The organism is Acerihabitans sp. TG2 (assembly GCF_035013185.1).
Lineage (GTDB): Bacteria > Pseudomonadota > Gammaproteobacteria > Enterobacterales > Enterobacteriaceae > Acerihabitans.
The window spans coordinates 1-14,113 of record NZ_JAYGJO010000008.1 but is presented as its reverse complement, the minus strand read 5'-3'; the positions used below and the strand labels follow the sequence as shown (position 1 = coordinate 14,113).

Annotated in this window: 17 protein-coding genes and 1 tRNA gene; 9 read left to right on the top strand and 9 right to left on the bottom strand. The window is 51.2% G+C overall.

Annotated features, from left to right (window positions below; genetic code table 11):
* Positions 1-69 precede the first annotated feature (69 nt).
* Positions 70-801, top strand: coding sequence for a peptidoglycan meso-diaminopimelic acid protein amidase (gene dpaA, locus SJI19_RS09190; protein WP_323477963.1), 732 nt, complete (start codon positions 70-72; stop codon positions 799-801).
* Here the strand turns inward: dpaA and SJI19_RS09185 are convergent.
* From SJI19_RS09185 to SJI19_RS09170, 4 genes are all read right to left on the bottom strand, one after another.
* Entirely contained in the window at positions 772-1,539 is a 768-nt protein-coding gene (locus tag SJI19_RS09185; RefSeq protein WP_323477962.1) for a class II glutamine amidotransferase, read from the bottom strand. The genes dpaA and SJI19_RS09185 overlap by 30 nt on opposite strands.
* 48 nt (positions 1,540-1,587) lie before the next feature.
* Positions 1,588-2,175, bottom strand: a complete 588-nt coding sequence (lpcA, locus tag SJI19_RS09180; RefSeq protein ID WP_323477961.1) for a D-sedoheptulose 7-phosphate isomerase — start codon at positions 2,173-2,175, stop codon at positions 1,588-1,590.
* A 241-nt stretch (positions 2,176-2,416) separates the two neighbouring features.
* On the bottom strand, positions 2,417-2,692 hold the full coding sequence (locus tag SJI19_RS09175) for a hypothetical protein (protein WP_323477960.1): 276 nt from the start codon (positions 2,690-2,692) through the stop codon (positions 2,417-2,419).
* A gap of 7 nt (positions 2,693-2,699) precedes the next feature.
* The gene (locus tag SJI19_RS09170; RefSeq protein ID WP_323477959.1) at positions 2,700-2,978 is read right to left on the bottom strand and encodes a HipA domain-containing protein; all 279 of its coding nucleotides are present in this window, start codon (positions 2,976-2,978) and stop codon (positions 2,700-2,702) included.
* A gap of 198 nt (positions 2,979-3,176) precedes the next feature.
* On the opposite strand from SJI19_RS09170, the gene SJI19_RS09165 reads away from it, so the two are divergent.
* The 4 genes from SJI19_RS09165 (at position 3,177) to SJI19_RS09150 (ending at position 6,353) form a co-directional block, all read left to right on the top strand.
* Positions 3,177-4,337 carry a pyridoxal phosphate-dependent aminotransferase gene (locus SJI19_RS09165; protein WP_323477958.1) on the top strand — a complete coding sequence of 387 codons (1,161 nt, stop codon included), beginning with the start codon at positions 3,177-3,179 and terminating at the stop codon, positions 4,335-4,337.
* Positions 4,325-5,098: an amidohydrolase gene (locus SJI19_RS09160; protein ID WP_323477957.1), complete on the top strand. Its 774-nt coding sequence runs from the start codon at positions 4,325-4,327 to the stop codon at positions 5,096-5,098. The genes SJI19_RS09165 and SJI19_RS09160 overlap by 13 nt, the downstream gene beginning before the upstream one ends.
* 234 nt (positions 5,099-5,332) lie before the next feature.
* On the top strand, positions 5,333-5,716 hold the full coding sequence (gene hpxZ, locus SJI19_RS09155) for an oxalurate catabolism protein HpxZ (RefSeq protein ID WP_323477956.1): 384 nt from the start codon (positions 5,333-5,335) through the stop codon (positions 5,714-5,716).
* A gap of 253 nt (positions 5,717-5,969) precedes the next feature.
* Entirely contained in the window at positions 5,970-6,353 is a 384-nt protein-coding gene (locus tag SJI19_RS09150) for a tautomerase family protein (protein WP_323477955.1), read from the top strand.
* A 51-nt stretch (positions 6,354-6,404) separates the two neighbouring features.
* Here the strand turns inward: SJI19_RS09150 and SJI19_RS09145 are convergent, their stop codons facing one another.
* Positions 6,405-7,721 (bottom strand): chloride channel protein, encoded by a 1,317-nt coding sequence (locus SJI19_RS09145; protein ID WP_323477954.1) that lies wholly within the window; start codon positions 7,719-7,721, stop codon positions 6,405-6,407.
* A gap of 177 nt (positions 7,722-7,898) precedes the next feature.
* On the opposite strand from SJI19_RS09145, the gene SJI19_RS09140 reads away from it, so the two are divergent.
* A complete protein-coding gene (locus SJI19_RS09140) occupies positions 7,899-8,039 on the top strand; it encodes a hypothetical protein (protein WP_323477953.1) in 141 nt (46 codons plus the stop codon).
* A gap of 177 nt (positions 8,040-8,216) precedes the next feature.
* Here the strand turns inward: SJI19_RS09140 and SJI19_RS09135 are convergent.
* Positions 8,217-8,293, bottom strand: a tRNA-Asp gene (locus SJI19_RS09135).
* A 135-nt stretch (positions 8,294-8,428) separates the two neighbouring features.
* Complete coding sequence (gene dnaQ / locus SJI19_RS09130; RefSeq protein WP_323477952.1) at positions 8,429-9,196, bottom strand: DNA polymerase III subunit epsilon; 768 nt, start codon at positions 9,194-9,196, stop codon at positions 8,429-8,431.
* Here dnaQ and rnhA point away from each other — a divergent pair.
* Positions 9,141-9,710 carry a ribonuclease HI gene (gene rnhA / locus SJI19_RS09125; RefSeq protein ID WP_323477951.1) on the top strand — a complete coding sequence of 190 codons (570 nt, stop codon included), beginning with the start codon at positions 9,141-9,143 and terminating at the stop codon, positions 9,708-9,710. The two genes, dnaQ and rnhA, sit on opposite strands and share 56 nt — an antisense overlap.
* An 8-nt stretch (positions 9,711-9,718) precedes the next feature.
* Here the strand turns inward: rnhA and SJI19_RS09120 are convergent, their stop codons facing one another.
* Entirely contained in the window at positions 9,719-10,429 is a 711-nt protein-coding gene (locus tag SJI19_RS09120) for a class I SAM-dependent methyltransferase (RefSeq protein WP_323477950.1), read from the bottom strand.
* Between the two features lie 47 nt (positions 10,430-10,476).
* Between SJI19_RS09120 and gloB the strand changes: the two genes are divergently transcribed.
* Together gloB and mltD are read left to right on the top strand one after the other, a co-directional pair.
* The gene (gloB, locus tag SJI19_RS09115; protein ID WP_323477949.1) at positions 10,477-11,229 is read left to right on the top strand and encodes a hydroxyacylglutathione hydrolase; all 753 of its coding nucleotides are present in this window, start codon (positions 10,477-10,479) and stop codon (positions 11,227-11,229) included.
* A gap of 70 nt (positions 11,230-11,299) precedes the next feature.
* A complete protein-coding gene (gene mltD, locus SJI19_RS09110) occupies positions 11,300-12,661 on the top strand; it encodes a murein transglycosylase D (protein WP_323477948.1) in 1,362 nt (453 codons plus the stop codon).
* A gap of 84 nt (positions 12,662-12,745) precedes the next feature.
* On the opposite strand, the gene SJI19_RS09105 is transcribed toward mltD, so the two are convergent.
* On the bottom strand, positions 12,746-13,588 hold the full coding sequence (locus SJI19_RS09105; RefSeq protein ID WP_323477947.1) for an endonuclease/exonuclease/phosphatase family protein: 843 nt from the start codon (positions 13,586-13,588) through the stop codon (positions 12,746-12,748).
* Between the last annotated feature and the right edge of the window lie 525 nt (positions 13,589-14,113).

Below are 14,113 nucleotides of genomic sequence, written 5' to 3'. Positions count from 1 at the left end.
CGTTTCTAGGGTTTGCCGCCAACGACCGTTGCCTGGCATCTTATTTAATATGACTACGCAGGAATAATAATGGGCAAAATCGCACAGTTATTTGCGATGTTGTTTTGCATAGCGGCAATGACGTCAGTCAGTTATGCCAGTGGGCAGCCGCAGCTATCCAAAGAATTAAAGGCACAATTAATCGGATCACCGGTTTTTATTCAGATATTTAAAGAAGAGCGAACCCTGGAACTCTATGCCAAGGTCGGTAATGAATATCGCCTGCTTGACAGCTACCGGATTTGTGACTTTTCCGGCGGACTGGGCCCTAAACGCCGAGAAGGGGATTTCAAAAGCCCGGAAGGTTTTTACAGCATTACCCACCGCAATCTGAACCCTAACAGCCATTACTATCGGGCGATAAATATTGGTTTTCCCAATGACTATGACCGGTACCAGGGGTATTCGGGCGCCATGCTGATGATCCATGGCGACTGTCGTTCCATTGGCTGTTACGCCATGACCAACAGTTATATTGCTGACATATATCGTTACGTTGACGCCGCATTATTAAACGGTCAGGCCGAGGTGAAAATTAATATTTTCCCGTTCCGCATGACCGAGGCAAATTTACAGCGTCACCGCCTTTCAAACTATTATTCATTCTGGCGTTCCCTGGAGCCAGGGTATGCCTTTTTTGCCCGTTACCACCAGCCACCAGCGGTGGCGGTGGTGAATGGGCAATATGCCGTGAGCCCACCGCTGCAGTTGCACAGCGGTACGCCGGCGGTATCACAGTTCGCGCTCACCCAACCGAAATAATACACTCTCCCCTGGCGCTACCCGGTGCCAGGTTTCATTGCCGGTCAACGGCTGCGTGGCAATCACCGTCACCACATCATGAGGCGTGGTTTGCCGCTGAAAATCAATCTCCACATCCTGATCGAGTAACGTAGCCTTGCCGAACGGTGCCCGACGAGTGATCCAGTATAAATGTGTTGAACAATATCCCATGACAAATTGACCATCGGATAACAGCATGTTAAATATGCCCTTTTGTCGCAATTCATCCGCCAGCAGTGCAATATAACGAAACACCGCCGGCCAGTTAGCCGGTGTGCGTGGATAACGCTCCGCCAGCAGTGCCAACAGCCAGCAAAAGGCATATTCACTGTCGGTCTGTCCCACCGGCCGGTAGGATCCGGTTTTTAGCTGCTTATAGCTTTTTAGCTGACCATTGTGGGCAAAGGTCCAGTTACGGCCCCATAATTCACGGGTGAAAGGATGCGTGTTCTCCAGTGCCACCTTACCGCGATTGGCCTGGCGGATATGCGATATCACCGCGCAGGATTTGATCGGATAATCCTGCACCAGCCGGGCAATTGGTGAATTAAAACTGGGCAATGGATCTTTGAAGGTCCGGCAGCCCAGCCCTTCATAAAAGGTGATGCCCCATCCATCCTTGTGCGGCCCGGTGCCACCCCCTCGTTGCACTAACCCGGTAAAACTGAAGCAAATGTCCGTCGGTACATTGGCACTCATTCCGAGCAGTTCACACATGACCCCTCTCCTTACCAAATCACCTGACGCGTTGTTTCAACGCCGGAGCTATGCTGCTGTTGCCGCCATCTCTTTTTCTATCAGTTGAATCAGAATATGGATCACTTTGATATGAATTTCCTGGATACGATCGGCGTAACCAAAGTGCGGCACACAAATTTCAACATCAGAGGTGCCGGCCATCTTGCCGCCGTCCTTGCCCGTGAGCACAATGACTTTCATGCCCTTGGCGCGTGCCGCTGCGATGGCGCGAATAATGTTGGCCGAATTACCAGAAGTAGAGATACCGAGCAGCACATCACCCTGATTGCCGAGCGCTTCGATATAACGTGAAAACACAAAATCATAGCCAAAATCGTTGCTGACGCAAGACAAGTGGCTAGGATCGGAAATGGCGATGGCTGGGTAGGCTGGCCGATTGTCGCGATAACGGCCGGTCAGTTCCTCGGCAAAATGCATGGCATCACAATGAGATCCGCCATTGCCGCAGGAGAGCACTTTGCCCCCGTTCTTGAAAGAGGCGGCGATAAGGGTGGCGGCATCTTCCACGCTTTGAATATGGCGGTCATCGGCAAGAAAGTTGGCCAAGGTGGCTGCGGCTTCGTTAAGTTCACTGCGAATCAAGTCCTGATACATGAATTCCTCGGTATATGCTGGAGTACACACCCTTCATATTTTGGGTATATGTTAATGATCCCAGTTGCCAGTTTACCGGATTGGCGAAACCGCGAGAAGCAAAGTTGGCTTTCTCGGCTTGCGTTACCACATAAAAATCACTGTTTGTGAGCCAGGTTATAAATCTAGGCAAGGAAATTGAAAACAAAATCGACTCTTTTTCAACCACCGATCGCAAGTTTTGCCGGTAAATCGAACATATCTACAGTAACTTATCGCTTTTACGCCGTTTTGCTCTTTTCACGTCGAACCGCACGAATACATTATTGGTCGACATGGAATGGCTGATGCTTTTTCTGACGGACTGCGCCAGCGCCGAAAATATTTCATCGATACCATTATGAACGAGGTAGTCATTTATCATCTCCGCCATGGCAGCCAGCTTATCCTGAGGTTTGACAACCTTTAGCCAATGAGCGAACGCCAATAAGCCATCGATATTCGGGAATGCTTTACTTTTATTAAGCGATAACGCCAACTTATGATCATCGGTTGATCATCGGTTGATCATCGGTTGGGTATATATGGGTGCAGACAACATCATACATCGGCACCAGCCAGCGTTCCTCGGGCTGAAAAGGATCGCTTAGCAACGCAAAATTTTTCAAATGCGCGTCGCCATTACCCACCATACAGCTGAACGCGACGTAGTTGAAAAATTTTGCGCTTTCAGCCCCACTCCCGGTATACAACGCGATGGCATCGGCAATTTCCTCATAGGAACCCTGATATTTTTTTTCTGAGGATCGCATTTCAAGACGCAAAAATCTTCCATCACCAGCCGACGCTGTACAATGATGTCAAACCTTTCCATGATAAGAATGCAACCCGGTTATTGATGACTACCCTCAATAAAAAGCTCCACCAGTTTAGCCGTTTACCCATCTATACGTCCTGATTGTCAATTGCGCTGAGCGTGTTATATTGGTTTAAAAACCGGCTTTTGAGAGTGGTAATGAGCCATGAGCAGTAGAACCTTGATTCCAGAAAGTAAACTCCCCGCGTTGGGCACCACCATTTTCACCCAGATGAGCGCCCTGGCGCAGCGCCACCAGGCGATTAATCTGTCGCAAGGTTTCCCCGATTATGATGGGCCGGAATATCTGAAATCGCGGCTAGCACATCATGTCAACCAGGGCGCTAATCAATATGCCCCCATGACCGGGGCGGCCCCCCTGCGTGCGGCGATTGCCGATAAAACCGAACTCATTTATGGCTGGCGCCCTGACCCGGATCGGGATATTACCGTCACCGCCGGCGCCACCGAGGCCCTGTTTGCGGCCATCAGCGCGTTGGTACGTACCGGCGACGAAGTCATCAGCTTTGATCCCAGCTACGACAGCTATGCGCCAGCAGTGACCCTGGCCGGTGGTATCAACCACCGTATCGCACTGCAACCGCCGACGTTTCGCGTGGACTGGGCAGACTTCCGTGCCAGGCTAACCGACCGTACCCGGCTGGTGATCCTCAATACGCCGCACAATCCGTCCGCCACCGTCTGGCAAGCGGCAGATTTCGAACAACTGTGGCAGGCTATTGCCGCGCGGGAAATCTATGTACTGAGCGACGAAGTTTATGAGCATATCTGTTTTGCCGCCGGCGGCCACGCCAGCGTACTGGCCCATCCAGGGCTGCGGCAGCGATCGGTTGCCGTTTCGTCGTTTGGCAAGACCTATCATATGACCGGGTGGAAAGTGGGTTATTGTGTGGCACCGCCGGCGCTTAGCGCCGAGGTACGTAAGGTCCATCAATACCTGACCTTTTCCGTCAACACTCCGGCCCAGTTGGCCCTGGCGGATATGCTGCGCGCCGAGCCGGAGCATTGGCGCAGCCTACCCGAATTCTATCGCGACCGTCGGGATCATCTGGTACAAGCCCTAGCACCCAGCCGGCTGGAATTGCTGCCCTGTGAAGGGACCTATTTTCTGCTGGCTGATTACAGCGCTATCTCCGACATGGACGATGTCTCTTTCTGCGAGTGGATGACCATCAACGCCGGGGTGGCGGCAATTCCTCTGTCGGTGTTCTGTGCCGATCCATTCCCGCACAAATTAATCCGTCTGTGCTTTGCCAAGCAAGATGCCACCCTTGACGCCGCCGCGGAGCGTTTATGTCAACTTTGAATATCAGCCTGTTGCAGCAGCCGTTGACCTGGATGGATGGCGAGGCGAACCTGGCCTATTTTGACCCCCTGTTGGCCGCCGCCAGCGGTCGCGATCTGATTGTATTACCGGAAATGTTCACCACCGGTTTTGCCATGGAGACGGCGGGCTGCGCCCTGTCCCAGGATCGGGTCGTGGCGTGGATGCGACAATGGGCCAAAACAACCGATGCCATGATTGCCGGCAGCGCAGCTATCCATACTCCTGACGGCGCGGTGAACCGCTTTTTATTGGTGGAGCCGCAAGGACAGGTACATTGTTATGATAAGCGCCATCTATTTCGCATGGCTGATGAGCACCACTATTACCAGGCTGGTCAGCAACGGCTGGTCGTAGCCTGGCGCGGCTGGCGCATCCTGCCACAGGTCTGTTACGACCTGCGTTTCCCGGTATGGTCACGTAACCTTGGGGATTATGATTTGGCGCTGTATGTCGCCAACTGGCCGGCACCGCGTGCCCTCCACTGGCAAACCCTGCTAGCGGCGCGCGCGATTGAAAATCAGGCCTATGTGGCAGGCTGCAACCGTGTCGGCACCGACGGTAATGGACATCAATACAGCGGTGATAGTCGCATTATCGACCCGATGGGCACCGTGCTGGTCCAGGGCGAGTCAGGGGTCGCCACCTGTTTAGATGCCTCCTTGTCACTTGAGGTACTGCAGCAATACCGTAAAGCCTTTCCTGCCGCGCTGGACGCCGACACTTTCAGTCTGGACAAGTAGCCCTGCTCGCCGGGCAACCTGCCCGCGAGCGCGAGCCATCCCACCACTTATGTCTGGTTGCCTGTAACGACGCGTCTACAGAGCAAACCAGGCGTTCATGCGCTAACGGCCTCCCTGATGAAATGATCATCAAAACATAATGACGTCAGTGATGCCCAGCAGTGCTACTCTAACCGGCCCGGCGCTGGAGCGACGCGGTATTGTCAACATGACCATAGCAAGAGTAAACGTAGCATGAAAAGTGAATTTATTGATCGACCCGCCATCCTGGCGGAAGTGAACGCTGCCTTTTATCGCTATGAACAAGCGTTCATCACCAATGATGTAGCCATTCTGGATGAGTTATTTTGGCACGATCCCCGCACCGTCCGTTATGGCGTTGTTGAGAACCTCTATGGCATAGAAGCGATTCAGGCGGCCAGCGCATCGCGGGCGTCTCCCGGACTGGAGCGCATCTTACAAAATACAGTGATCACCACCTATGGCGACGACCTGGCGGTGGCCAGTACCGAATTTACCCTTGAGGGTAGCGACAAGACCGGCCGGCAAACCCAAACCTGGGTAAAATTGGCCTGCGGCTGGCGAATCGTCGCCGCTCACGTCAGCTTACCAAGCTGAGGGCGTCTGATAGTCCAACAGTGACTGAAATGGATGTGTCGTTAGGTTCGGTCTCTTTGGCCCGCAAATCAGACCTGTACCGTCCGATACTGAATCAGGGCAATGAGGGTAGTGGTTGATGTTTACGTTAACTAAAAGACCCACATACCGATGGTCGCTAGTTGCATGGCGTGGGGCCATAACTTACTATGCTGGCTATTAGCCATCGAGATCCCGATGGCAGGCAATACCCACCCTTACTAAGGAGTTAATTATGCCGCTGGTCCGTATCGATATTAAAAAAAACCCCGACCCTACCTATATCAAACGCGTCGGTCGGGTGGTGTACCAATCGTTGAAAAGCGCCATTAACGTTCCCGAGCATGATAACTTCCAGATTCTTAATGAGCATGGCGGCGATCATTTTATCTATGATGCTGGCTACCTTGGCATTAACCGTACCGATAAGTTGGTCATTATCCAGATTACGTTAAATGAAGGGCGCAGTATCGAGCAAAAAAAAGCACTCTACAAAAGTATTGCCGTCGGTTTGCATGAAGCGCTGGGCATATCGCTGGAGGACGTGTTCATCAATCTTGTCGAAGTACGTAAGGAGAATTGGTCTTTCGGTAATGGCATTGCGCAATACGCCGGTTAAGCCAACAGACTGACCAGACCGGCTAGAACCGGCAGTTCGCTACACATTACTTCAACGCCGCGCCCAAAGCGCGCAGAGCTGGCTGGTACCAAAAGATCCCGCCACCGCCAGCACTATCGGTACCAAAAAATCATGATCGATGCGGGTAAATTCGGTAATCAGCACGATAGCAGTCAGTGGCATGCTCATAGAGGATGCCAAAAATGCTGCAGCGCCGATCACTGCATAGGCACCCATCGGCACACCGGGCCATATCTGGCTCCATAAACCACCCAGTACCACCGCCATCAGCGCACCATTCGACAATCCCGGCGTCAATAAGCCGCCTTGTGCGCCAGCACGCAAGGTACTGGTAGTGATGGCAACTTTGCAGATCAATAACATTCCGGCCATACCAACGGTGAGCAGGCTACTAAACCCCAATTGCGCCGGTCCTTTGCCATTGCCCAGCAGTTGCGGCAGCCAAACGGCCATGCAGCCGATAATCAGGAAGTTTATCAGCGCAAATACCGGTAGCCGCCAACCACGAGCCGCCTTGCGCCGCGCTGCCGCGCTCAACCGTGCAAAGCCATAGGCTGCCAGGCCAAATAGTGGGCTAGTGAGCAACGACCAGGTAATCAGTCCGGCGCTAAGGGGAAAATGTGCGACAACATATTGCGATTCCGCCCCCAACCCCATCCAGGCCACGGATGCTGCAATAGCGGAAGTTGCCAATGCCATAATGGCAGCGGGCCAGCTTAAGGTTGCCAACAGCACCTCTAATACAAATACCGCGCCGCCTAGCGGAACATTATATACCGCAGCCAACCCGGCACCTGCGCCGCAGGCGACGATCGTGCGTCGTTGTTCCGGCGACAACCCGGCAGCATGGGATAACCATCCCCCCATCAATGCCCCCAGCTCTCGAGGCGCCACTTCACGTCCCAGAGGTGATCCCAAGCCTACTGTGCCTATTTGCAACAGCACGTGGGCCAAGGTGGCAACGGGTGGCATAAGAGGCGCATCACTGGCAGTAGCTTGCTTGATGCCAACCAGCGGCCGGCCAACGCGATAGAGCACCCACCACCCCACTCCGGCCAGCAAACCACAAAATCCAAGTATCAACATTCGCCGCCCCCCGGGAGCAGCACTCACCCCCATCAGGAATGTTTCGGAACTGATAATTTGGTCTAGGCTGTAGCCATAAGCAAGATGTTGTATCCCGTGCAGTAGCAATGCCAAGAACATGCCCCCTAGCCCGGCGCCAACACCGGTTAGCATGACAACCATGACCATCAGGGCAAGGTGCCTTACATTCAAGGCCGACGGCCACGTCGCGTTTGTCGGGACGGCGGACTGATCACGTTGGGGATATTGACTGATCGACATGCTATTTCTCTGAAAATTACCGATGGGGAATCTCCATCGTGGGGGTGGCATATTTTATCTGGCTGTTTTTATTGGTGGAAGACGTCTAAAAGATAAAATTGTCGCAAAATATCACTGAAATAACCCATGCGTTATGCGCGAAGGGATCATGTCACCACAAGAAAAAACGGTGTTCACATGGATGTGCCATGGCTCACGGCAAAAACGGTGACTGTGCAGGCTAGCAATGTGGCAATGTGGCAATGTGGCAATGTGGCAATGTGGCAATGTGGCAATGTGGCAATGTGGCAATGTGGCAATGTGGCAATGTGGCAATGATAAATTAAGCGGGAATATTGGGTAAAGATAGGCATTAGGGTGAAAAGGCCGGCAAAGAGTTGGGTATGGTATGACTAGTTGCAATGGACTGGAAAATTGCAATGGACTGGAAAATTGCAATGGACTGTAAAACGACATGAGCCGCTGCAAAATTTGCAGCGGCTCATTGGAATTTATTGGCGGTGTGGACGGGACTCGAACCCGCGACCCCCGGCGTGACAGGCCGGTATTCTAACCGACTGAACTACCACACCGCACATGTGCTTTGTCGGGAAAGCGAGGCGAATAGTACGGTTAGCACCTTACCGCGTCAATGCTTTTCACGTTTGATCATCTCGTTTGGCGATAATTTCAGCATTACGTTGTTAAAATCAGCTGAATGAATGATTTTAATGGGGTTGCGTTGTATTTTCTGGTCGCCACAAACAGCTGCCGCCTTTTTTCGTAACCAGGTCTAGGCGAGATTCATGTGCCGCCAACTCCTCATCATTGGCATAAACGACTTTGAGTTTGGTTTGCGCCCGCTCTACCCTCTGGATGGCTTGGCCACCATCTGCGTTGCGCTTGCCACTTTCACCTTCCATGGAAAATCGCATAGAGGTTTGGCCACCGGTCATGGCCAGATACACCTCGGACAAAATTTCGGAGTCGAGCAACGCGCCGTGTAAAGTACGTTTGGTATTATCTATCAGATAACGATCGCACAATGCGTCAAGGCTGTTACGTTTGCCGGGAAATAATTTGCGCGCCAGCACCAGACTATCGGTCACCTTGCAAAACGTCTCGGTTTTACCGATGTTAAGGTTAAGTTTGCCGAACTCATAATCCATAAACCCGATATCAAACGGCGCGTTATGAATAACCAGTTCGCCCCCGCGGATAAAATCGAGGAACTCATCGGCGACCTGCCCAAAGGTAGGCATATCCGCCAGGAATTCGTCACTGATACCATGGATATTATAGGCTTCGGGGTCAATCAGCCGATCCGGTTTCAGATAAACATGGAAATATCGTCCAGTGAGGCGTCGATTGACAACTTCAACCGCGCCTATCTCAATAATTCGGTGGCCTTCGTAATGAACCCCCAGTTTGTTCATACCGGTGGTTTCAGTATCCAGAACAATCTGTCGCGTAATTGCAGTGCCCGTAGCGTTCATTTTATGTCAGACTTGTTTTTTTAACATGAAGGGTAGTCTACCAGAGATGCAGAAACAGGTAGAAATTTTCACCGATGGATCTTGCCTGGGTAATCCAGGTCCAGGCGGTTACGGCGCGATTCTGCGCTATAAGCAGCATGAGAAAATTTTCAGCGCCGGTTACCGACTTACCACCAACAACCGCATGGAACTCATGGCGGCGATTGTTGCCTTGGAGGCGCTAAAAGATCCCTGTGAAGTGGTTATCAGTACCGACAGCCAATACGTTCGGCAGGGTATTACGAAATGGATCCACAACTGGAAGAAACGAGGCTGGAAAACGACTGATAAAAAACCGGTGAAAAATGTCGATCTCTGGCAACGGCTGGATTTAGCGATCCAAACCCACGTACTGCGCTGGGATTGGGTCAAAGGCCACGCGGGCCATCCGGAGAACGAGCGCTGCGACGAATTGGCCCGCAGCGCAGCGGGGAATCCGGCATTGGACGATATTGGCTATCGGCCTGAGAAGTAACGATCGCATCAGCTATTGCGGCTGGCCGCACCTACCGTGCGGCGCACAGAAGCTTTGAGCGACTTGCTCTTTAAGGGATTGAGCGTAAGAGGGAAGGTGCGTTTTCGTGCCACTATCACGCTCAAACAACCGATAGCGGGTAGATGCTCATTAAGCAGGCGGCCCCCCCTGCGACGCCAGGGCAGCACCTGAAAACGCGCGCGATGCATCACTTCAAAATTAAGGATGCTTAACCAGTCCAACAGCCGCATCTGAGTATACATGCGGCTGCGGTAGGGCTGGCGACACTGCAAAATGGGGCATAATTTTCCCAGACCCAATAAACTTACCGGATTAAAGGTGGTGATAATTAACCAGCCGTCGTCAATGAGCACCCGATCCACCTCCCGCAGCAGCCGATGTGGATCTGAGGTGTATGACAGGGTATGAGCCAATAAGCATGCATCGGTGGACTTATTGGCAAAGGGCAGTTGAAACGGATCGGCAATAACATTCAGGGTTTCCCCCCGTATGCCGACGTTAACTTGATGAGAAATTACGCAGTCACTGGTATCAATATCTGCACTGAGTGCGCCAATTTTCAATAAATGGAAACCAAATAATTTAGGCCACCAGGGGAGCAGATTAGCTTCTAGCGCCCGCCGATAGTTATCCCCGTACGGTAGTTCGTCCCATCGGGTTGGCGCGATGATAGGCTGAGTGATTTGCGCTGGTTTCATGATCGGCTATCTTCTTAGTGCCATAAATAAATTAACGGAGCTGAACAATGAATCTTATCAGTATTCCTGCGTTGCGGGACAATTACATTTGGCTTTTGCAAAACGACCTGCAGGAATGCATCATCGTTGACCCCGGTGAGTCCGGCCCGGTCTTTGCCGCACTGGCTGAACGGCAACTCACGCCTAAGGCTATTTTATTGACCCACCATCACCATGATCATGTTGATGGTGTCCCCGAGTTGCTGACTCGCTTTGACCTGCCGGTGTATGGCCCTCAGGAAACTGCTGATAAGGGCGCTAGTCACATTGTAGGGGAAGGCGATAGCATAAATCTGCTTGATACGACCTTTTTTGTCCTGTCATTGCCCGGTCATACCCTAGGACACATCGGATTTTATAGCGCACCCTATCTATTTTGTGGCGACACGGTATTTTCAGCAGGTTGCGGGCGTCTTTTTGAAGGAACACCCAAACAAATGTTTGAATCTTTTCAAAAGGTTAAGAAACTTCCTTTGGAAACATTACTCTGCTGCGCCCATGAGTATACTTTAGCCAATCTGGCCTTCGCCAAGTCCATAATGCCGCAATATGATGAGATCACTGCTTATGAGCGTGAAATTAAGCAGTTGCGGGCGAAAAACCAAGCGAGCGTGCCCACAACACTACATTTAGAGGGTAAAATTAACCTATTCTTACGTTGTCATGACATTGATTTACAAAATAAATTAGACCCATATCATACGCTGCATGAGGAATGGCGTATTTTCGCCTTGTTACGGGAGAAGAAGGATCTTTTCTAAAGGTTTTAGTTGTAATGTCGGCGCATTCAACGTATTATTGTTCGTCTTTTAAGCAACTATTGACATACAGATGAAGACTCATGCGATCCTAATCGCCTCGGTCTTGCTAGTGGGTTGCCAGTCGTCCAAGCAGGACGATTCTCCACCCGAACAGCATGCACAGAGTGTTTCTTCGGCAGGTCAAAGTGAAGCAGGAAAGTACACGGACAGCCGAGCGACCTCGGCGCAATGGTTGGAAGATTCAAGCCAAGCGCAGCCTGATTTGTGGAACTTCATTAGCGACGAGCTGAAGATGCAGATACCGGATAACGCCCGGGTCCGCGAACAAAAAAAACGTTATTTAAGTCACAAGAGCTATCTCCACGATGTAACATTACGGGCAGAGCCGTACATGTACTGGATAGTCGAGCAGATAAAGCAACGCAAAATGCCGATGGAACTGGTACTGCTACCCATAGTGGAGAGCGCTTTTAACCCAAAGGCAACATCTTCTGCTAACGCAGCGGGCCTTTGGCAGATTGTGCCCCAAACAGGTAAGCATTATGGTTTAAAACAAAATCAGTGGTATGACGGCCGGCGTGATGTTGTGGCATCTACTACCGCTGCACTTAACATGATGCAGCGTCTTAACCGTGTTTTTGGCGGCGACTGGTTACTGACCATCGCAGCTTACAACAGTGGTGAAGGTCGTGTGCTGCGGGCAATCAAGGCCAACAAAGCCAAGGGGAGACCCACTGACTTTTGGGCGCTGGCATTGCCACATGAGACCAGCATTTATGTGCCAAAAATGCTGGCGTTGAGTAATATCATCAAGAATAGCAAAGAATATGGTGTGGTATTGCCCAAAAGCAATAGCGAACACGCTTTGGCGCGAGTGGAAGTAGGCCAGCAGATCGGCCTGACCCAAGCGGCGAAAATGTCCGGGTTATCGTTAACCAAGTTGAAAAGCTACAATACAGGCTATAAACGTAACGTAACCGCACCAAATGGGCCTCATTACATCATGTTGCCCAAATCTCATGCTTCGCAGCTCAGGGATTCTTTGGCCGTTGATGATATAACCGAAGTCCAGTCGACTCAATTGGCGGACACTGCAACAGGCGGCGCTAGTTATAAGGTTCGTCCTGGTGATACGCTTTCAGGCATCGCCGGGCGGCTTAAGCTTAAGACCAGTGACTTGTTGAAGTGGAACAATTTGCATGCCAATAGCACACTAAAGGTCAGCCAAACGTTGATGGTGGCGAATAATAGCAGCGTCAACAGCATCACCTATCGAGTACGTAAAGGTGACTCTTTGTCCAGTATCGCCAAACGACACCACGTTGATTTGCAAGACGTTATGCGTTGGAATGCTGCGCTGGATAAAAGCAATACGCTGCAGCCAGGCCTTAAACTCACGTTATACATTAACGGTACTGCAACTGATTCCTGAGCTCTCGTTGAACGCGCGTAGCTGAGCAAAAAAAACAAGCCCACTTGGTGCTTGTTTTTTTTTTGCTTGATAGGTTCTCACTTATTAGCACGGAGCAATACCAACAATTTGAGTTTCAGGCACAGATTTATCTGTACGCTGATGGGGTTCAAACTCAACCAGCAGTGGGTTATGGTCTGACGCCCGGGTAACCAACACCGACGCCTCAGTCACGTTAAGCCCGCGATAAAAAACAAAGTCCAACGGGCGGCCAAAAGCGCGTCGCCGCTGGTCATCAAGAAATTTCACTTCCCGCAGCGTCATACGATCGGCAAAGCGATACAGTGCAGTAATCCGCTGCCGGCTCCAAGCGTTAAAATCACCCGCCATGATGACTGGCCCTTGGTGATTGAGTATTTGCTCACCTATGGGGCCAAACTGTTTGCTATAAACATCCACCCCCAGACTGAAATTCACCGCGTGAATATTAACTACCATCATTAGCTGGCCGTCAAATAGCGGGTATACCGTCACCAATGCAGATTTAGCCAGACGTAACAGCGGTTCACGCTCACGCAAAGGACAGCAATAAACCGGATGCGCAGCGGAGAGCGTCATCACACCTGATGGATGCTGCGGCAATATCAGCGCGGGAACCTGATCGGTGGCCAAATAGTGCGATGTAGCAAACCGCACCAACTCAGGCGTAGTTTGTGCCTCCTGCAGTAAAACCAGTTGAGCATCCTTTCCGAACCCTTGCAGAACAGAGAGCCAATCAGCACGTTGCTGTTTGAAAATATTCCATACCATTACCCGTAATAACTTCGAGCCTGGCAACGGTTCACCCGGGGGTAACGCCTGACCCGGGCAACAGAAAGCAATTGGTGGAAAAATTCGCTCAACTGGCCGCCCCGCAACATACCTGACAGAATATGTTTTTTTTGGCACGGTTACCGCCTCGTTTACTGTTTCTTTGACGCCGGTGGATAATTTTAATACAAAAGAGCAGCTATTTTTCCACTGACACAGTTACAACCACAATTTTTTCGATGCCGACCTTATCCCCAGATCAACAGATCTCAGTGTACCATAAAACATACAACAGCCTGAGGATAAGCCAGCCCTTACTCGCCCTCTAGTGGGGCATCAGACGTCTACCTTACAGTCTATCAACGATGATGCTCTGCTAATTTTTTCTAAATTCAACTGGATATCTATGCATTTCACTCGAAAGCGTCAATCCTGAGGCCACGTTCTAAGGTGCAAATTATTAACCTATCAACATCTATCGCAGCACACATTTTGTTTTTTGCCTCAAAAAAGTTTGTGTTATGCGCTTTCCGTTTCTGGTTGCGGTGTCATTACTTATTACAGCAACGCTGGCATGATGTACCGGGGCGTGGCTGGTCTAGCGTGCTGATGTGGGCTAGGGTGCTCGGGTGGCGTCAGGTGCTGGAGGGTGGCCGGTCTAGC